Raw genomic sequence first — 19,151 nt, 5'->3', positions numbered from 1 at the left:
CGGCCCGCCCGCCCCCGCCCGTACCCCCTGCGCTCGCATCACCACGACGCTCGTAGGCTGGACGTATGACCGCGCCCGAGATCGTCATCGTCGCCGCCGCACGCACGCCGCAGGGTCGCCTGCAGGGGAGCCTCTCGTCGGTTCCAGCCCCGGAGATCGGAGGCGCCGCCATCGCTGGAGCGCTCTCCGCGTCGGGTGTGCCGGCTGCCGCCGTCGACGCCGTCATCATGGGACAGGTTCTCCCCGCGGGCAACGGCCAGAATCCGGCACGTCAAGCGGCTCTCGCGGGCGGCATCGGCTGGGACGTCCCGGCCTCGAGTGTGAACAAGGTCTGCTTGTCCGGTCTCACAGCGATCATCGACGCCTCGCAGATGATCGCCCTCGGCGACGCGGAAGTCGTCGTCGCGGGCGGCATGGAATCGATGAGCCGCGCGCCCCACCTGATTCCGGGATCACGGTCGGGCTGGTCGTACGGCTCAGTCGAAGTTCTCGACCACGCCGCGTTCGACGGCCTCACCGACGCGCACGACCGCGAGAGCATGGGCGCCTCGACCGAGCGTCTCAACGCGCGTTACGCCGTCAACCGCGAAGACCAGGATGCCGTCGCCGCGCGGTCGCACCAGCGGGCCGCGGCTGCGAGCCGCGAGGGCCGCTTCGCCGCCGAGATCGCCCCCGTCTCGGTGCCCCAGCGTCGCGGCGAGCCGGTGCTCGTCGACACGGACGAGGGGATCCGGCCTGGCACCACGGTCGAGACTCTCGCGGGCCTGCGACCCGCGTTCGCGAAGGACGGCGACATCACCGCAGGAAATGCCTCTCAGATCTCCGACGGGGCCGCGGCGGTGGTCCTGACCACGCGCCCGCGCGCCGAGCGAGAGGGGTGGACGGTTCTGGCCGTGCTCGGAGCCAACGGACAGGTCGCCGGACCCGACAACTCGCTGCACGAACAGCCCGCCGCCGCGATCGAGCGAGCGCTGGCGAAGCAGGGGCTGGCGGCATCCGATCTCGACCTCGTCGAGATCAACGAGGCCTTCGGTGCGGTGGTGGCGGCCTCGGAGCGCCGCCTGGGAGTCTCGTCCGACGTGGTCAACGTCGACGGCGGCGGCATCGCCCTCGGTCACCCGATCGGCGCCTCCGGCGCGCGGCTCGTCGTGCACCTGGCGCACGAACTCGCCCGCCGCGGCTCGGGAACGGCCGCCGTGGGCCTGTGCGGCGGCGGCGGTCAGGGCGAAGCGCTCATCCTGACCCGCTGATCATGACGCGCTGAAGCAGCGCCGCTCAGCGAAACACCGCCGTAGCCGCTCAGCGGACCCGCGCCGCTTAGCGCCGGTTGCGCGTGACGCGCTCGGTGAAGACCTTGTCGCGGTCGACCTTCGAATCGCCGTCGATCAGGCGGCCCCGGGCGCCGCGGTAGCTGTCGACGATCGCGCCGACGGCGAGCGCCATCGTGATGCCCCAGCTCAGCCACGCGAGCGCGGTGCGCCACGTGAAGGGCTCGTCGCTGCGGGCGGAGCGGAGAAGCGTCACGCCGCCGGTGATCGCAGGGAGGAGACCGGTGCCGAAGAGGTACTTGCGCATATCACAAACGTAGCCGCCCACAGGGGTTGCCGGGTGCGCGGGTAGGCTGGCCCCACCGCCGATCGCAGCCTGGAGGCATGCATGAGCACCGCTGATTTCGTCGTCGTCGCCAACCGGCTGCCGGTTGACCGGAACACGGACGGTGGTGGCGACGGCGAGTGGCGCCGTTCGCCCGGAGGGCTCGTCACCGCCCTCGAACCGGTCATGCGGCGCACCGAGGGCGCATGGGTGGGATGGCCGGGCAAGCCCGATCTCGAGTTCGAGCCCTTCGACTTCGACGGCATGCGCCTCGTACCCGTCGCGCTCAGCGCTGCAGACGTCGAGGACTATTACGAGGGCTTCTCCAACGACACGATCTGGCCCCTCTACCACGACGTCATCGCCGCCCCGCGATACCGCCGCAACTGGTGGGAGGCGTATCAGCGCGTCAATCGTCGGTTCGCCGAGGCCGCAGCGGCTGTCGCGGCGGATGGCGGAACCGTGTGGGTGCAGGACTATCAGCTGCAGCTCGTGCCGAAGCTGCTCCGCGACATGCGGCCCGACCTCACGATCGGCTACTTCCACCACATCCCCTTCCCGGCCTATGGCCTGTACTCGCAGCTTCCGTGGCGCAAGCAGGTGCTCGAGGGCCTCCTGGGCGCCGACGTCATCGGTTTCCAGCGCGTGGCCGATGCCGGCAACTTCGCCCGTGCGGTCCGGCGCCAGCTGCGTTACGAGACCAAGGCCGCCGGCATCCGCGTTCCGGCCGCCGGCGGGGGACACCGCACCGCCCTCGCGAAGGCGTTCCCGATCTCCATCTCTACGGACGACTACATCGAGCTCGCGCAGCGGCCCGACATCCGAGCCCGGGCCGCCGAGATCCGCGAAGACCTCGGCAACCCCAAGACCGTGCTGCTCGGCGTCGACCGCCTCGACTACACCAAGGGCATCCGTCACCGCCTGAAGGCGTTCGGGGAGCTCATCGAAGACGGCCGGGTCTCGGTCGAGGATGCGACGCTCGTCCAGGTCGCGAGCCCGAGCCGCGAGCGCGTCGAGTCGTATGTCCAGCTGCGCGACGAGATCGAGCTGACGGTCGCACGCATCAACGGCGACCACGACACCTGGGGGCACAGCGCGATCCGCTATCTGCACCAGGCGTTCCCGCGCGAGGAGATGGTCGCGCTCTTCCTGGCGGCTGATGTCATGCTCGTCACCGCTCTGCGCGACGGCATGAACCTCGTCGCCAAGGAGTACGTGGCCAGCCGGGTCGACAACCGCGGTGTGCTCGTCCTGAGCGAGTTCGCCGGCGCCGCAGACGAGCTCGCGAGCGCCGTTCGCATCAACCCGCACGACATCGACGGGATGAAGGACGCCATCGTGCGGGCGATCGAGATGCCGACGGCCGAGCAGGGACGTCGGATGCGGGCGCTGCGCAAGCGCGTCCGCGAGCACGACGTCGACGACTGGTCGCGATCGTTCCTCGACGCGTTGGCGGCCGCGGCACAGCAGAACGGAGCCACGGATGCGGCGCGCGCCGTCTCGACAGCGGCGACCGAGGCCGAGTCCGAGGCGGAGGCGGGCGAATGAGCGCGGTCGAGTTCACGGATCCCGTCGGGCTCGAGGCGGCCGTGGCTCGCGCTGCGGAAGCTCGGCACCTGCTCGTCGCGCTCGATTTCGACGGCACCCTCGCGCCCCTCGTCGATGACCCGATGTCGGCGCGGATGCTGCCCGCCGCGCGCGATGCGCTCACTCGCCTGGCGCACGCGCCCGAGACCACCGTCGCCCTCGTGTCGGGGCGCACGCTCGAGCACCTCGCCGAGATCTCCGAGCGAGAGCCCGACTCGCTCATCCATCTCGCCGGTTCCCACGGCGCCGAGTTCTGGCATCCGGATGCCGACGGCGAGCAGGATGCCGACGACGACGCGGCCCTGCGCGACGCGCTCACCGCGCAGGCGGAGCGGATCGTCGGCGGCGTCGACGGCGCGTGGATCGAGCACAAACGGTTCGGCTTCGGCCTGCACACTCGCCTGGCCGACCGCGACGGCGCCGCCGAGGCGATCGCTCGGATCGACGACCTCGTGCGGGCCGAGGCGCCGACCTGGCGCCGGCGCACCGGTCAGGACATCCTCGAGTTCGCCTCGCGCCACGAGGGCAAGGACTCGGCCGTGCGGAGCCTCCGCGAGCGCGTCGGCGCTGACGTCGTCCTCTTCGCCGGAGACGACGTGACGGACGAGGACGCCCTCGCCTCGCTCGATGCGGGTGATGTCGGGATCCGGGTGGGTGGGGGAGAGAGCGTCGCGGAATACCGGGTCGCGGATGCCGCCGCGCTGGCGGCTCTGCTCGGGCGGATCGCCGAGGCCCGCGCGCGGGAATGAGCCCCGGCCGGCGGGCATAGAATTCGAGAATGCCCGACAGCTCCGAGACCATCGACATCAAGCCTCGCAGTCGTGCCGTCACCGACGGCATCGAAGCCACGACCTCCCGAGGCATGCTCCGTGCCGTCGGCATGGGCGACGAGGACTGGGACAAGCCCCAGATCGGCATCGCGTCGAGCTGGAACGAGATCACCCCCTGCAACCTGAGCCTCGACCGGCTCGCACAGGGCGCGAAGGAGGGCGTGCACTCCGGTGGCGGCTATCCGCTGCAGTTCGGCACCATCTCCGTCTCGGACGGCATCTCGATGGGCCACGAGGGTATGCACTTCTCGCTCGTCTCGCGCGAGGTCATCGCCGACTCCGTCGAGACCGTCATGATGGCCGAGCGCCTCGACGGCTCCGTGCTCCTCGCCGGGTGCGACAAGTCGCTTCCGGGCATGCTGATGGCGGCGGCCCGCCTCGACCTGGCCGGTGTCTTCCTCTATGCGGGCTCGATCGCCCCGGGCTGGGTCAAGCTCACGGACGGCACCGAGAAGGAAGTCACCATCATCGACTCCTTCGAAGCTGTCGGCGCCTGCAAGGCCGGCACCATGAGCGAGGAAGACCTCAAGCGCATCGAGTGCGCCATCGCGCCGGGCGAAGGCGCCTGCGGCGGCATGTACACGGCCAACACCATGGCCTCGGTCGCCGAGGCGCTCGGGATGAGCCTGCCCGGTTCGGCGTCGCCGCCCTCGGCCGACCGCCGTCGCGACTACTACGCGCACCGGTCCGGCGAGGCGGTGGTGAACCTCCTTCGCCAGGGCATCACGGCGCGCGACATCATGACCAAGAAGGCGTTCGAGAACGCCATCACCGTCGCGATGGCGCTCGGCGGCTCGACCAACGTCGTGCTCCACCTGCTCGCGATCGCGCGAGAGGCCGAGGTCGAGCTCACGCTGGACGACTTCAACCGCATCGGCGACAAGGTTCCCCACCTCGCCGACATGAAGCCGTTCGGGCGCTACGTCATGGCCGACGTCGACCGCCACGGCGGCATCCCCGTGCTCATGAAGGCGCTGCTGGACGCAGGACTCATCCACGGCGACGCGCTCACCGTCACGGGCAAGACCGTCGCCGAGAACCTCGCGGACCTGAACCCCGACCCGCTCGACGGCAAGGTCATTCGCACGCTCGACGATCCCATCCACGCGACCGGCGGCATCACCATCCTCAAGGGCTCGTTCGCGCCCGAGGGTGCGGTCGTCAAGACGGCCGGCTTCGACGCCGCGGTGTTCGAGGGCCCCGCCAAGGTCTTCGAGCGCGAGCGTGCCGCGATGGACGCGCTCACCCGCGGTGAGATCGTCGCCGGCGATGTGGTCGTCATCCGCTACGAAGGCCCCAAGGGGGGTCCGGGCATGCGCGAGATGCTCGCCATCACCGCAGCCATCAAGGGCGCCGGGCTCGGAAAAGATGTACTACTCTTGACGGACGGACGATTCTCAGGCGGCACAACCGGCCTGTGCATCGGCCACATAGCACCCGAAGCGGTGGACGCAGGTCCCATCGCATTCGTGCGCGATGGTGATCTGATACGGGTCGATATCGCGGCTCGCTCCCTCGACCTACTCGTCGACGAGGCTGAGCTGAACGCCCGCCGTGACGGCTGGGCTCCTCTTCCCCCGCGCTATACCCGTGGCGTCCTGGCCAAGTACTCCAAGCTCGTGCGCTCCGCCGCGGAGGGCGCGACCACCGGCTGACTTCGGCTTCGGCATCCTCTCCTCTTCTCCAGCGAGGTTCATCACCATGTCCACCGACATCTCCGCGGCCATTCCCCGGCCGCCGTCCCGCACTCCTTCGGCACCCGTGATGACGGGAGCCGAAGCGGTCGTCCGCTCGCTCGACAACCTCGGTGTCACCGAGGTGTTCGGGCTGCCCGGCGGCGCGATCATGCCCGTCTACGACCCGCTGATGGACGATGAGGCGGTCCGCCACATCCTCGTCCGTCACGAGCAGGGCGCCGGGCACGCCGCCGAGGGCTACGCCGCGGCATCCGGCCGCACCGGTGTCGCGATCGCCACATCGGGTCCGGGCGCGACCAACCTGGTGACCGCGATCGCCGACGCCTACATGGACTCGGTGCCGCTCGTGTGCATCACCGGTCAGGTCTTCTCGACCCTCATGGGGACGGATGCCTTCCAGGAAGCCGACATCGTCGGCATCACCATGCCGATCACCAAGCACTCGTTCCTGGTCAAGTCCGCCGACGAGATCCCCGGCGCCATCGCCGCGGCGTTCGAGATCGCCGGCACCGGTCGTCCCGGCCCCGTGCTGGTGGACATCACCAAGGATGCGCAGCAGAACACGGCGCCCTTCATCTGGCCGCCGAAGATCGATCTGCCGGGCTACCGGCCGGTGACCAAGGCGCACGGCAAGCAGATCCAGGCAGCGGCTCAGCTGCTGGCCGAAGCGCAGAAGCCCGTGCTCTACGTCGGCGGCGGCGTCATCCGCGGTCGGGCGTCGGACGAACTCCTGACCCTGGCCGAGGCGACCGGTGCGCCCGTCGTGACGACGCTCATGGCACGGGGGGCGTTCCCCGACTCGCACCCGCAGCACCTGGGCATGCCCGGCATGCACGGCACGGTTCCCGCCGTGCTGGCGCTGCAGGAGTCCGACCTCATCGTGGCGCTCGGTGCCCGCTTCGACGACCGAGTCACCGGCAAGGCGGCCCTCTTCGCCCCCCACGCCAAGGTCGTCCACGTCGACATCGACCCCGCCGAGATCTCGAAGATCCGCTTCGCCGACGTGCCCATCGTCGGCGATGTGCGCGACGTGCTCGTCGACCTCGAGTCGGCCTTCCGCGGCGTGATCGGAGACGGCCAGCCCGACACGACCGAGTGGTGGGCCTACCTCGACGGGCTGCGCGAGGAGTTCCCGCTCGGCTACGCGCCGACCACCGACGGCCTGCTGTCGCCGCAGCACGTGATCCAGCGCATCGGCGAGCTGAGCGGACCGGAGGCCATCTACGCCTCCGGTGTCGGGCAGCACCAGATGTGGGCGGCCCAGTTCATCAAGTACGAGCGCCCGAACTCATGGCTGAACTCCGGCGGCGCCGGCACCATGGGCTACGCGGTCCCGGCGGCCATGGGGGCGAAGGTCGCCGAGCCCGACCGCGTCGTGTGGGCGATCGACGGCGACGGCTGCTTCCAGATGACCAATCAGGAGCTCGCGACCTGTGTCATCAACCAGATCCCGATCAAGGTCGCGATCATCAACAACTCCTCGCTCGGCATGGTGCGGCAGTGGCAGACGCTCTTCTTCGATGGGCGCCACTCCAATACCGACCTCAACACCGGACACGGCACCGCCCGCATCCCCGACTTCGTCAAGCTCGGCGAGGCGTACGGCTGCCTCGCCATCCGGGTCGAGACCGAGGACCAGATCGACGACGCGATCAAGCTCGCGCTCGAGACGAACGACCGGCCCGTGGTGATCGACTTCGTCGTGAGCGCCGATGCGATGGTCTGGCCGATGGTTCCGCAGGGAGTCAGCAACAGCTACATCCAGTACGCCCGCGAGCACGCGCCCGCATTCGACGAGGAGGCCTGAGATGTCGCGCCACGTGCTGAGCCTCCTGGTCGAGGACAAGCCGGGTCTGCTGACCCGCGTCGCCGGGCTGTTCGCCCGACGCGGCTTCAACATCGAGTCGCTCGCGGTCGGTGTCACCGAGGTGCCGGGTCTCTCGCGCATCACCGTGGTCGTCGACGTCGAGGAGTTGCCGCTCGAGCAGGTGACGAAGCAGCTGAACAAGCTCGTCAACGTCATCAAGATCGTCGAGCTCGACTTCTCGTCGTCGGTGCAGCGCGAGCACATCCTCATCAAGGTGCGCGCCGACAACCAGACGCGCTCCAACGTCATCGAGGTCGCCAACCTGTTTCGGGCCGCGATCGTCGACTACGCCCCCGACGCCCTGGTGGTCGAGGTGACCGGAGACCGCGGCAAGATCGACGCGATCCTCCGCGCCTTCGAGCCCTTCGGCATCAAGGAGCTGGCCCAGTCGGGTCTGCTCGCCATCGGGCGCGGTGGCAAGAGCATCACCGAGCGCGTCCTGCGCGGCTGACCTTCCGAACCACGAATCAAGGAGAAACACGAACATGGCCGAGATCTTCTACGACGACGACGCCGACCTGTCCATCATCCAGGGCAAGAAGGTCGCGATCGTCGGATACGGCTCGCAGGGCCACGCCCACGCCCAGAACCTCCGGGACTCGGGCGTCGAGGTCGTCATCGCCCTCAAGGACGGCTCGAAGTCGGCCGCGAAGGCGCAGGACGAGGGCTTCGAGGTCAAGAGTGTCGCGGATGCCGCCGAGTGGGCCGACCTGATCATGATCCTCGCCCCCGACCAGCACCAGCGTTCGATCTTCGCCGACTCGATCAAGGACAAGCTGACCGCGGGCAAGACCCTCGCGTTCGCCCACGGCTTCAACATCCGCTTCGGCTACATCGATGCTCCCGAGGGCGTCGACGTCATCCTCGTCGCCCCCAAGGCTCCCGGCCACACGGTGCGTCGCGAGTTCGTCGCCGGCCGCGGCATCCCCGACATCATCGCCGTGGAGCGCGACGCATCGGGCTCGGCGTGGGACACCGCGCTGTCGTACGCCAAGGCCATCGGCGGTACCCGCGCGGGCGTCATCAAGACGACCTTCACCGAGGAGACCGAGACCGACCTGTTCGGCGAGCAGGCGGTGCTGTGCGGTGGCATGAGCCACCTCGTGCAGTACGGCTTCGAGACCCTCATCGAGGCGGGCTACCAGCCCCAGATCGCCTACTTCGAGGTGCTCCACGAGCTCAAGCTCATCGTCGACCTGATGTGGGAGGGCGGCATCGCCAAGCAGCGCTGGTCGATCTCCGACACCGCTGAGTACGGCGACTACGTCTCGGGCCCCCGTGTCATCTCGCCCGAGGTCAAGGAGAACATGAAGGCCGTTCTGTCCGACATCCAGTCGGGTGCCTTCGCACAGCGCTTCATCGCAGACCAGGACAACGGCGCGCCCGAGTTCCTCGGCCTTCGCGAGAAGGAGCAGGGTCACCCCATCGAGGCGACCGGCAAGGAGCTGCGCGGTCTGTTCGCTTGGAAGCAGCAGGACAGCGACTACATCGAGGGCAGCGCTGCACGCTGACCCGCGACTCTCGGCGGCACCCCGCTGAGTTCGGCCTCGTGCCACGGAAGCCCGGTCCCCATCAGGGGCCGGGCTTTCGGCTTGCGCCGGTGTTGCCGGGACGTTTTACGATGGGATGCATGTCCCGCCAGCCGAAGCCCTCCGCTTTCGCGCGCCTGGGGGCAGTCTGTGTCGCTGCCTCGGTGATCGGCGGGGCCTTCGCGGCACCGGCCGCCTGGGCCGGCACCCCCGACACCGTCGAGATCACGGCGCGGTCGGATGCCGCGGTGTCGCCGGTCACCCCCGACGAGTCAGAGCCGGACACGGGCTCGGGCGACAGCGTCGAGGACGATGCCGGCGACGGGACGGAGACGCCCGCGCCGGGAGAGCCGGGCGACCCCGAAACACCGGCACCGGCACCATCCCCGAGTGCGACCCCGGACCAGCCCGCGCCGACGCCCTCCGAGACCCCCGCCCCGAGTCAGCCGCCCGTAGAGCCGGCTCCGCCCTCCCAGCCATCCGAGCCTCCCGTAACCGAGGTCCCGGCGCAGCCGGCGCCCGCCCCGCACCCGCCGCGTATCGAGACCCCGACCGAACTGCGGGCGCCCGCCGCCCGGCTCGGGGCACTGCTGCGTCTGGTGCCGCGCGAGAGTGCGGGCGTGCCGGCGCCGGAGGCGACGGACGAGCCGGAGGTCGACGGCGGCCCGAACGTGGGCGGCTCCGCCGAGCTGGGCGCATCCGTTCCCGCCCAGGACCCGACGGGACGCACCGACGCCGTGCGCGTCGGCTCGCTCGACATGGCCTCGGGGCCCGACCTGGCGGAGCCGGCGGTATGGGCTCCGTGGGCCGGTGCGCTCGGTGCCGCCGCTGCGGCGGTGATCGTCCTCGTCCTGCGCGGAGGCCGTCACCTCGGACGCTGACGACTCGGGCATGGAGGCCCGCACCCGGCATCGCGCGGGCGAGCGTTACTCTGAACGGGTGACGAGCCGCGATGACGATGCCCTGAGCTGGGCCGGGGACGACGATCCGACACTCGTGTCGGCGCCGACGGGCGATCCGGCCGCGCCGGTGTCGCGTGGCGCCGCACCCGAACCGCTGCCGCAGTCCGGTTCATCGCGCACCGAGCACGCTGCTGACGAACACGATCCGGTCGGACACGATCCGGTCGAGCACGGTCCCGCCGCCGTCCCGGCCGAGACTCCCGCGATGAGCAGCGCGGCGCTCGTCTCTCTCGGGGTGCTCGGTGGCATCTACCTGCTCTACACGGTCGGCTGGATCGTCGGGGGACTGCGCCTCAACGGCGTCGCGGGCTTCATCGTCGCGCCCACCGCCTCGGTTCCCGCCGTCGTGGCGGCCATCCTGGCGCCGCCGATCTGGTTCGGCGTGACCCTTCTGCTCACCCGCGGCCGCCCCGCGTGGCTGCGGTTCACGTGGCTCATCGCGGGAGCCGTGCTGCTCGTGCCCTGGCCCTTCGCGATGATCGGAACCGGACTGTGATGACGACCGACGCCTCGACTGTGCAGCCCGCGCGGCGGACGCCGACCTGGCTCGTGGCCACCGTCGCGGGAGGATTCGGCCTGTTCTACGCCTACGCCGTCTGGGTCGCCGTCGGGCATCTCGTGACCCAGGCCACGGGACTTCTCGGCCTGAACGGGCTCGGCTGGGCGGTCCTCGGCAGCGCCGTGATCTTTCCGATCCTCGTGTTCGCGGGTGCGTTCGCGCTCGGATACCGACGGGGTGCCGGGGCGTTCGCGCTCATCCTGCTGGCCGGACTCGCTCTCACCGCGGTGTTCTGGCTGAACATCCTGTCGTACTCGATCACGCAGGGCGCCTCGCTCCTGGGCGGTTGATGCGTGCGGTCTCGCGGCGTCACACGGTCGTGGGCGTCGCCGACGCCGCGCTAGGCTGAGACGACCCGCCGCACCGCCGTCGGCCGTCGTGGCGACCACCCGTTCCGCGCTCCCGCGCATGCTCCAGAGGATCGTCCGTGCCCCAGCCCGTCGTGCTCATCGCCGAAGAACTCTCGCCCGCCACGATCGATGCCCTCGGTCCTGATTTCGAGGTCCGATCGGTCGACGGCGCGGACCGCGCCGCCCTGCTCCCGGCTCTCGCCGAGGCGCACGCCGTCCTCATCAGGTCGGCGACGAAGATGGATGCCGAGGCGATCGCCGCGGCGCCCTCGCTGAAGGTCATCGCGCGCGCCGGTGTCGGTCTCGACAACGTCGACATCAAGGCCGCGACGGCCGCGGGCGTCATGGTCGTGAACGCCCCGACGTCCAACATCATCTCCGCCGCGGAGCTCACGGTCGGTCACATCCTCAGCCTCGCCCGTCACATCCCCGCGGCCCACGCATCGCTCGCCGCCGGTGCCTGGAAGCGGTCCTCCTTCACCGGCACCGAGCTCTTCGAGAAGACGGTCGGCATCATCGGCCTCGGCCGCATCGGGGCCCTCATCGCGGCTCGCCTGCAGGCCTTCGGCGTGAGCGTCGTGGCCTACGACCCCTATGTCACGCCGACTCGGGCTCAGCAGCTCGGCGTCACCCTGCTGAGCCTCGACGACCTGCTCGCGCAGAGCGACTTCGTGACGATCCACATGCCGAAGACGCCGGAGACGACCGGCATGATCGGTACCGAGCAGTTCGCCCGCATGAAGAGGTCCGCCTACGTCGTGAACGTCGCGCGCGGCGGTCTCATCGACGAGGAGGCGCTCTACACGGCGCTCACGACGGGGGAGATCGCCGGTGCCGGCCTGGATGTCTTCACGAGCGAACCGCCGAAGGAGGACGGCACGGCATTCCCGCTGCTGTCGCTGCCCAACGTCGTCGTGACGCCGCACCTCGGCGCGTCGACAGACGAGGCGCAGGAGAAGGCGGGCGTCTCGGTCGCGAAGTCGGTCAAGCTCGCCCTCGAGGGCGACCTCGTACCCGACGCGGTCAACGTCGCGGGCGGCGTCATCGACCCGTTCGTGCGTCCCGGAATCGCCCTCGTCGAGCAGCTCGGTCAGATCTTCACCGGCCTCGCCCCGAGCGCGCTGACGAGCCTCGACATCGAGGTGCGGGGCGAGCTCGCCGCCTACGACGTCAGCGTCTACCGTCTCGCGGCGCTGAAGGGCATCTTCACCAACATCGTCAGTGAGAACGTGTCGTACGTGAACGCGCCCCTCTTCGCCGAGCAGCGCGGCATCGAGACCCGCCTCATCGTCGAGTCCGAGAGCCCGCTGTACCGTAACATCACGATCCTCCGGGGCACGCTGTCGGACGGATCCGTGCTGACGGTCGAGGGCACGCTCGCGGGCACGCGCATGGTGCCGAAGGTCGTGGGCATCAACGGCTACGAGGTCGAGGTGCCCATCGAGCGGCACCACGTCATCATGCGCTACGCCGACCGTCCCGGCATCGTCGCCATCTACGGTCAGAAGCTGGGGGAGGCGGGCATCAACATCGCCGGTCTCCAGGTCGCTCGTCCGGATGCCTCGGGTCGTGCCCTCTCGGTGCTCACCGTCGACTCGCCGGTGCCCGACCACCTCCTCGACGAGATGCGCGAGGCTGTCGCGGCCGACCTCTTCCGGCAGATCGAGCTGACCGAGGTCTGATCGTCCGCTGCGGCGTCCACGGCAGGCGGCCGTGGACGCCGTTCAGCGTGCCGCGACGTCGAGGACGAGGCGGATGAGGGCGTCGAAGTCGTCGCCCTGGGGGAGCGGGCCGACGACCGCGCCGGCGCCGAGCGCGTTGTTGAAGTACAGGCCGTCGCCGACGAGCAGCACGAGCTGCAGGGCCGTCTCGTCGCGGGTATGGCCGCGGAGCGCCTCTTCCCACAGGGTGCGGACGTCGCGGAGCGCCGCGCTCGCGCCCGCGTGCCCGCTCTGCGCGAGCCGGGATCCGGCGAGGAGCGCGCGGTCGAGAGCGCTGTCCTCCATGACGGAGGTGCGGAGGTACGCGGCCACGATGCCCTCCGGATGCTGCGCCATCTCGTCGACGTCGAGGCGCGCCAGTTCCATCATCCGATCGAGCAGCGCCGTCTCGAGCGCGTCCTTCGAGTTGTAGTGGTAGAGCAGCCCGCCCTTCGAGACGCCGGCGGCAGCGGCGACGGCATCCATCGTCGCGCCGCGGGCGCCGTCGGAGATGAGCAGCTGCTCGTACGCGTCGAGCACGCTCTCGCGTGCACGGGGGGGACGACTCATGTCATCCATCCTCTCGCGTCAGGGCGTCCATTTCTGTTACTATACCGGCTGGACGGTGAACTAATGACGTTGACAGAAGAGATCGCAATCGCAGACCGACAGGGTCGGCGGGTCGGCTGGCGGGGGTGGGCGGCGCTGGGCGTGCTCATGCTGCCGGTGCTGCTCGTGTCGGTGGACAACACGGTGCTGAGCTTCGCGCTGCCCGAGATCGCCCGCGCGCTGAGCCCTTCGAGCGCGCAGCAGCTGTGGATCATCGACGTGTACCCGCTGATCCTCGCGGGCCTGCTCGTGACGATGGGGTCGCTCGGCGACCGGTTCGGCCGCCGCCGGATGCTGTTGATCGGCGCGACCGGGTTCGCCACCGTGTCGGCCCTCGCGGCGTTCGCACCCAGCGCGGAGCTGCTGATCGCAGCGCGGGCGGCGATGGGCGTCTTCGGCGCGATGCTGATGCCCTCCACGCTCTCGCTGCTTCGCAGCATCTTCACCGACCGCGATCAGCGGCGCCTCGCGATCGCCGTCTGGGCATCGATGTTCTCGGCCGGCGCCGCCCTCGGGCCGATCGTCGGCGGCGTCCTGCTCGAGCACTTCAGCTGGGGCTCGGTCTTCCTCATGGCGGTGCCGGTGCTCGTCCCGCTGCTCGTGCTCGCGCCCTTCCTCGTTCCCGAGAGCCGTGACCCGCACCCCGGCCGCGTCGACCCCGTGAGCATCGCGCTGTCGATGCTCACGATGGTCCCGATCGTCTACGCGATCAAGGAGTTCGCGGTGAAGGGGTGGGGCGTGCTCCCTCCCGTCCTCTTCGTGCTCGGGGTGTTCTTCGGCTGGCTGTTCGTGCGGCGTCAGCTGCGGGCGGATGAGCCGATGCTCGACATGCGTCTGTTCTCGCGGGGCACCTTCAGCGGCGCCCTGCTGGTCAACCTGCTGAGCGTCGTGGCCCTCGTCGGGTTCCTCTACTTCGTCACGCAGCATCTGCAGCTGATCGTCGGGCTGTCGCCGATCGAGGCGGGTCTCGCCCTCGTTCCGGGCCTCGCGATGATGATCATCGCGGGGCTGGGGGTCGTCCCGATCTCACGGCGCGTATCTCCCCGGATCGTGATCCCGGTCGCCCTCGCGCTGTCTGCCGCCGGCTACGTCATGATCGCGGTCCTGACGGACGCCGAGAGCATGATCGAGCTCGTGCTGGCCTTCGCCCTGCTGGGTATGGGTATCGGCGCGGCGGAGACGGTCTCGAACGAGCTCGTCCTCGCGAGCGCGCCGCCCGCCAAGGCCGGCGCCGCCAGTGCCGTGTCCGAGACCGCGTACGAGGTCGGTGCCGTGCTCGGGACGGCCGTGCTCGGCGGCATCCTGACGGCGATGTACCGGTTCGGGATGGTGGTTCCGGCGGGCGTTCCCGCCGAGGCCGCGGATGCCGCGCGCGAAACGCTCGCGGGAGCGGTCAACGTCGCGCAGGATCTGCCCGAGCCGCTCGGTCGTCAACTGCTGGATGCCGCGGCGCACGCGTTCGACTCCGGCGTCGGGGTCACCGCGACCATCGGCGCGGTGCTGGTCGTCTGCGCGGGTCTGGTCGCGGCCACTACGCTGAAGGGATCCCACACGCGGCACGCCGAGCACTGAGCGCGCGGCGCGCCGCATCGCCGAGAACGAGGAGAGCGATGTCGCGCGTCGTGAAGCTGGCAGTCATTCCGGGTGACGGAATCGGCCCCGAGGTGGTCGCCGAGGCCGAGAAGGTCCTCGACGCGGCCGTGGCGGGAACGGATGTCGTCATCGACAAGACGCGTTTCTCGCTCGGTGCTGCGCGCTATCTCGAGACGGGCGACACGCTGACCGACGACGACCTGCGCGAGATCGCCGGGCACGACGCGATCCTGCTCGGCGCCGTCGGGGGAGTGCCCGGAGACCCGCGGCTGCGCGACGCGAACATCGAGCGCGGGCTCCTTCTCAAGCTGCGCTTCGAACTCGACCACTACGTCAACCTGCGGCCCTCCAAGCTCTACCCGAGTGTGCCGGGCCCCCTCGCCGAGCCCGGCGAGATCGACTTCGTCGTCGTGCGCGAGGGCACAGAGGGCCCCTACGTCGGGAACGGCGGAAGCATCCGGCGCGGCACGCCGCACGAGGTCGCCAACGAGACGTCCGTGAACACGGCGTTCGGCGTCGAGCGGGTCGTCCGGTACGCCTTCGAGCTGGCCGGGCGCCGGCGGCAGAAGCTGACCCTCGTGCACAAGACGAACGTCCTGGTCCACGCCGGCGGCATCTGGAAGCGCATCGTCGACGAGGTGGCCGCGGAGCACCCCGGCGTCGCCGTAGACTATCTGCACGTCGACGCGGCGACGATCTTCCTGGTCACGAACCCGGGCCGCTTCGACGTGATCGTCACCGACAACCTCTTCGGCGACATCCTGACCGACTTGGCCGGCGCCGTCACCGGAGGCATCGGCCTCGCCGCTTCGGGGAACATCAACCCCGACGGCGCGTTCCCCTCGATGTTCGAGCCCGTCCACGGATCGGCGCCCGACATCGCGGGTCAGCAGAAGGCCGACCCCACGGCTGCGATCCTCTCCGTCTCGCTGCTGCTCGATCACCTCGGGCTGGCGGAGGCGGCTCGGCGCGTCACCCACGCCGTCGAGTCCGACATCGCGGACCGGACTTCGGACCCCCGTACCACGACGCAGATCGGCGACGCGATCGCGGCTCGTCTCCGGGCGTAGCCTGGACACCGCCCGCCGCCCCACTTTGGCTTGGAAGACACATGACCCTTCTCGAAAACGACCCCGACGCCGGACTCGAGCCCCTCGAGTTCTCCGTCACCCGCAACCTCGCCGGGGCAGCTCCCGCCCGCCGCGACGAGATCCTGGCGAACCCCGGCTTCGGCACCCACTTCACCGACCACATGGTCGACATCTGCTGGTCGGTCCGCGGCGGCTGGCACCGTCCGCGCGTGCAGCCCTACGGCCCGATCACGCTCGATCCCGCCGCGGCCGTGCTGCACTACGGCCAGGAGATCTTCGAGGGCATCAAGGCCTACCGTCACGCCGACGGCTCGGTGCACACCTTCCGGCCGGACCAGAACGGCCGCCGACTGCAGCGGTCCGCGCGCCGGCTGGCGCTGCCCGAGCTGCCGGTCGAGTGGTTCATCCAGTCGCTGCGCGAGCTCATCGCCGTCGACGGCGACTGGGTGCCTTCCGGTGCCGACCAGTCGCTCTACCTGCGTCCCTTCATGTTCGCGAAGGAAGCTTTCCTCGGTGTCCGGCCCGCGAACAAGGTCGCGTACTACCTGATCGCGAGCCCCGCGGGTGCCTACTTCACCGGTGGCGTCACACCCGTGTCGATCTGGCTCAGCGAGGACTATGCGCGCGCGGGCAAGGGCGGCACCGGAGCGGCCAAGACCGGCGGCAACTACGCATCGAGCCTGCTCCCGCAGGCGGAGGCGTACGAGAACGAGTGCGACCAGGTCGTCTTCCTCGACCAGGACCGCAACGTCGAGGAGCTCGGCGGGATGAACGTCGTGTTCGTCTACAAGGACGGCACGATCGTCACGCCGCAGTCCGATTCCATCCTCGAGGGGATCACACGCGACTCGATCCTCCAGCTCGCGCGCGACCGCGGGCACAAGATCGAAGGCCGCGCCGTATCGCTCGACGAGTGGCGTCAGGGCGTGGCATCCGGCGACATCGTCGAGGTCTTCGCCTGCGGTACGGCCGCTGTCGTCACCCCGATCGGCGTGCTGAAGGGGCGTGACTTCTTCGACGAGCAGCCCGTGGGCGAGCTCGCCCTCTCGCTGCGAGAAGAGCTCACCGACATCCAGTACGGCCGGCGCGAAGACAAGCACGGCTGGCTCGTGCGACTGGACGGTTGAAATGAAGATCGTACGTTTCTCGCACAATGAGGCCATCCGGTACGGCATCCTCGACGGCACCGACCTCGTCACCCTCGCGGGTGACCCGATGTACGCCGGCTACGACACCACCGGCGACCGCGTGGCACTGAGCGACGCCGTGCTGCTGGCACCCGTCATCCCGCGATCCAAGGTGATCGCGGTAGGCCGCAACTATCGCGACCACGCCGCCGAGTTCGGCAACGAGGTGCCGGCTGAGCCGCTGCTGTTCTTCAAGCCGAACACCTCGGTGATCGGTCCCGGCGACGCGATCGTGCGACCGACGCAGTCGCAGCAGGTCGACTTCGAGGGAGAGCTCGCCATCGTCATCGGGAAGGTCACGCGCAACGTCTCGGCCGACGACGCGCTCGGCCACGTCTTCGGGTACACGATCGCCAACGACGTGACCGCTCGGGATCTGCAGCGCAGCGACGGCCAATGGGCGCGGGCGAAGGGCTTCGACACCTTCTGCCCGCTCGGACCCGCGATCGAGACGGAGTTCGACGCCGCTCAGGCCGAGCTCGTCGCGCGGGTCAACGGCGAGGAGAAGCAGCGCGCTCCGCTCAGCGACATGGTCCACGGCATCGCCGACCTGATCGCATACGCCTCGGCGGCGTTCACCCTGCTTCCGGGCGACGTCATCCTGACCGGCACGCCCGCCGGCGTCGGGCCGCTCGTGGCGGGCGATGTCGTGGAGGTCGAGATCGACGGTCTCGGCATCCTCCGCAACATCGTCCGGGATGCCTGAGCGCCCAGCTGTCGCGCTGACCGAGGCCTCGCGCGAGGCCGTCCGCCGGCGCGCCCTGCTGGTGCTCTCGCTCGGGCAGGTGCTCGGCGGAATCGGCTTCGGCTCGACGATCTCGCTGGGCGCGGTCATCACCGAACGGCTCACCGGCGACGACGCACTCGCGGGACTCCCGACCGCCGCCGTGACCCTCGGGGCGGCACTGCTGGCGGTGCCGCTCGCGTCGTTCGCCTCGCGGTCCGGGCGTCGTCCGGCGCTCGCCCTCGGGATGGCTCTGGCACTGGCCGGAGTCGTCCTGGTGGTCCTCGGCACGGCGCTCGAGGTCTTCCCGGTCCTGCTGGCGGCTTTCGCGCTCATCGGCGCGGGGCAGGCGGCGAACCTGCAGTCCCGGTTCGCCGCAACCGACCTTGCGACCGACCGCACGCGCGGGCGAGACCTCTCCATCGTCGTGTGGGCGACGACCCTCGGCGCCGTGCTCGGCCCCAACCTCATCGGCGCCGGTGAAGAGCTCGGCGACGCCCTCGGGATGCCGCCGCTGACAGGTCCCTATCTGTTCACCGCGGTCGCCCAGCTGCTGGCGATCGTGCTCTACCTGATCGCGCTCCGGCCCGACCCGCTGCTGCTCGCGCGCGCCTCGGAAGCGATGGCGGCTCGGCGATCCGTGGCCCGGGGACCCGTGGCCGTCGCCCCGAGCGGCGACCGACCGCGCGCCGCCCGGTATGCCATCGCCGCGATCGCGGGATCGCACGGGGTCATGGTCTCCGTCATGGCGATGACTCCGCTGCACCTCGTGCACCACGGCGCCGAGCTCACCGTGGTGGGGCTGACCATCAGCCTGCACATCGCCGGCATGTACGCGCTGTCGCCCGTCTTCGGCCTGCTGGCCGATCGGCTCGGGCGCGTCGCGACGATCCTGCTCGGTCAAGCGCTCCTGGCCGCGTCGCTCATCGTGGCAGCGTTCGGCGCGGAGTCGGCTGTGGCCGTCACGCTCGCGCTGATCCTGTTGGGGCTCGGCTGGAGCGCGGCGACCGTCGCGGGCTCGGCGCTGCTGACCGAGGCGTCATCGCCCGAGTGGCGGACGACGCGCCAGGGGCGCAGCGACGCGATCATGAACCTCGTGGGCGCCGCGGGGGCGACAGCAGCCGGAGCGGTGCTCGGCCTGATCGGCTACGCCGGTCTCGCTGCCGGGGCGCTCGTGATCGTCGCCGCGGTCGCCCTCAGCGCCCCGCTCGCCCGGCGGCCCGCCGTCGCTGACGCTCCCACCGCGGGGCGCGGAGACGCCTAACCGCTGCGA

The 19,151-nt window shown here is 70.2% G+C and carries 18 protein-coding genes; 16 read left to right on the top strand and 2 right to left on the bottom strand.

Annotated elements, in window-relative coordinates; genetic code table 11:
• The first annotated feature begins 65 nt into the window (after positions 1-65).
• Entirely contained in the window at positions 66-1,250 is a 1,185-nt protein-coding gene (locus ACPYN5_RS14420; RefSeq protein ID WP_424449671.1) for an acetyl-CoA C-acetyltransferase, read from the top strand.
• Positions 1,251-1,317: 67 nt separating this feature from the next.
• Here ACPYN5_RS14420 and ACPYN5_RS14415 read toward each other — a convergent pair whose 3' ends face one another.
• A complete protein-coding gene (locus ACPYN5_RS14415) occupies positions 1,318-1,575 on the bottom strand; it encodes a hypothetical protein (protein ID WP_424449670.1) in 258 nt (85 codons plus the stop codon).
• A gap of 81 nt (positions 1,576-1,656) precedes the next feature.
• On the opposite strand from ACPYN5_RS14415, the gene ACPYN5_RS14410 reads away from it, so the two are divergent.
• The 10 genes from ACPYN5_RS14410 (at position 1,657) to serA (ending at position 12,656) form a co-directional block, all read left to right on the top strand.
• A complete protein-coding gene (locus ACPYN5_RS14410; protein WP_424449669.1) occupies positions 1,657-3,141 on the top strand; it encodes an alpha,alpha-trehalose-phosphate synthase (UDP-forming) in 1,485 nt (494 codons plus the stop codon).
• The gene (otsB, locus tag ACPYN5_RS14405) at positions 3,138-3,929 is read left to right on the top strand and encodes a trehalose-phosphatase (RefSeq protein ID WP_424449668.1); all 792 of its coding nucleotides are present in this window, start codon (positions 3,138-3,140) and stop codon (positions 3,927-3,929) included. Before ACPYN5_RS14410 ends, otsB begins: the two co-directional genes overlap by 4 nt.
• Positions 3,930-3,958: 29 nt before the next feature.
• A complete protein-coding gene (gene ilvD / locus ACPYN5_RS14400) occupies positions 3,959-5,665 on the top strand; it encodes a dihydroxy-acid dehydratase (protein WP_424449667.1) in 1,707 nt (568 codons plus the stop codon).
• Between the two features lie 46 nt (positions 5,666-5,711).
• Positions 5,712-7,514 (top strand): acetolactate synthase large subunit, encoded by a 1,803-nt coding sequence (locus tag ACPYN5_RS14395; RefSeq protein WP_424449666.1) that lies wholly within the window; start codon positions 5,712-5,714, stop codon positions 7,512-7,514.
• A 1-nt stretch (position 7,515) separates the two neighbouring features.
• Positions 7,516-8,025, top strand: a complete 510-nt coding sequence (gene ilvN / locus ACPYN5_RS14390; RefSeq protein ID WP_071918201.1) for an acetolactate synthase small subunit — start codon at positions 7,516-7,518, stop codon at positions 8,023-8,025.
• A 34-nt stretch (positions 8,026-8,059) separates the two neighbouring features.
• On the top strand, positions 8,060-9,085 hold the full coding sequence (gene ilvC, locus ACPYN5_RS14385) for a ketol-acid reductoisomerase (protein ID WP_424449665.1): 1,026 nt from the start codon (positions 8,060-8,062) through the stop codon (positions 9,083-9,085).
• 119 nt (positions 9,086-9,204) lie between these two features.
• Positions 9,205-9,984: a hypothetical protein gene (locus tag ACPYN5_RS14380; RefSeq protein ID WP_424449664.1), complete on the top strand. Its 780-nt coding sequence runs from the start codon at positions 9,205-9,207 to the stop codon at positions 9,982-9,984.
• 58 nt (positions 9,985-10,042) lie between these two features.
• Positions 10,043-10,561: a DNA polymerase III subunit gamma/tau gene (locus ACPYN5_RS14375; protein ID WP_424449663.1), complete on the top strand. Its 519-nt coding sequence runs from the start codon at positions 10,043-10,045 to the stop codon at positions 10,559-10,561.
• Positions 10,561-10,914, top strand: a complete 354-nt coding sequence (locus ACPYN5_RS14370) for a hypothetical protein (protein WP_424449662.1) — start codon at positions 10,561-10,563, stop codon at positions 10,912-10,914. The genes ACPYN5_RS14375 and ACPYN5_RS14370 overlap by 1 nt, the downstream gene beginning before the upstream one ends.
• A 137-nt stretch (positions 10,915-11,051) precedes the next feature.
• Entirely contained in the window at positions 11,052-12,656 is a 1,605-nt protein-coding gene (serA, locus tag ACPYN5_RS14365) for a phosphoglycerate dehydrogenase (protein WP_424449661.1), read from the top strand.
• A gap of 42 nt (positions 12,657-12,698) precedes the next feature.
• On the opposite strand, the gene ACPYN5_RS14360 is transcribed toward serA, so the two are convergent.
• Entirely contained in the window at positions 12,699-13,244 is a 546-nt protein-coding gene (locus ACPYN5_RS14360) for a TetR/AcrR family transcriptional regulator (RefSeq protein ID WP_424449660.1), read from the bottom strand.
• Between the two features lie 63 nt (positions 13,245-13,307).
• Here ACPYN5_RS14360 and ACPYN5_RS14355 point away from each other — a divergent pair, with 63 nt between their 5' ends.
• Genes ACPYN5_RS14355 through ACPYN5_RS14335 form a run of 5 tightly spaced genes read left to right on the top strand, consistent with a single transcriptional unit; the run spans position 13,308 to position 19,142 of the window.
• A complete protein-coding gene (locus tag ACPYN5_RS14355; protein ID WP_424449659.1) occupies positions 13,308-14,855 on the top strand; it encodes an MFS transporter in 1,548 nt (515 codons plus the stop codon).
• Between the two features lie 38 nt (positions 14,856-14,893).
• Positions 14,894-15,946: a 3-isopropylmalate dehydrogenase gene (locus tag ACPYN5_RS14350; RefSeq protein ID WP_424449658.1), complete on the top strand. Its 1,053-nt coding sequence runs from the start codon at positions 14,894-14,896 to the stop codon at positions 15,944-15,946.
• Positions 15,947-15,987: 41 nt separating this feature from the next.
• Positions 15,988-17,094, top strand: coding sequence for a branched-chain amino acid aminotransferase (locus ACPYN5_RS14345; RefSeq protein ID WP_424449657.1), 1,107 nt, complete (start codon positions 15,988-15,990; stop codon positions 17,092-17,094).
• Position 17,095: 1 nt separating this feature from the next.
• A complete protein-coding gene (locus tag ACPYN5_RS14340) occupies positions 17,096-17,860 on the top strand; it encodes a fumarylacetoacetate hydrolase family protein (protein ID WP_424449656.1) in 765 nt (254 codons plus the stop codon).
• Entirely contained in the window at positions 17,853-19,142 is a 1,290-nt protein-coding gene (locus tag ACPYN5_RS14335; protein ID WP_424449655.1) for an MFS transporter, read from the top strand. Before ACPYN5_RS14340 ends, ACPYN5_RS14335 begins: the two co-directional genes overlap by 8 nt.
• The last annotated feature ends 9 nt before the right edge of the window (positions 19,143-19,151 follow it).

This window comes from Microbacterium arborescens (assembly GCF_049707515.1).
Lineage (GTDB): Bacteria > Actinomycetota > Actinomycetes > Actinomycetales > Microbacteriaceae > Microbacterium > Microbacterium arborescens_B.
This window is presented reverse-complemented; position numbering and strand designations above follow the sequence as displayed.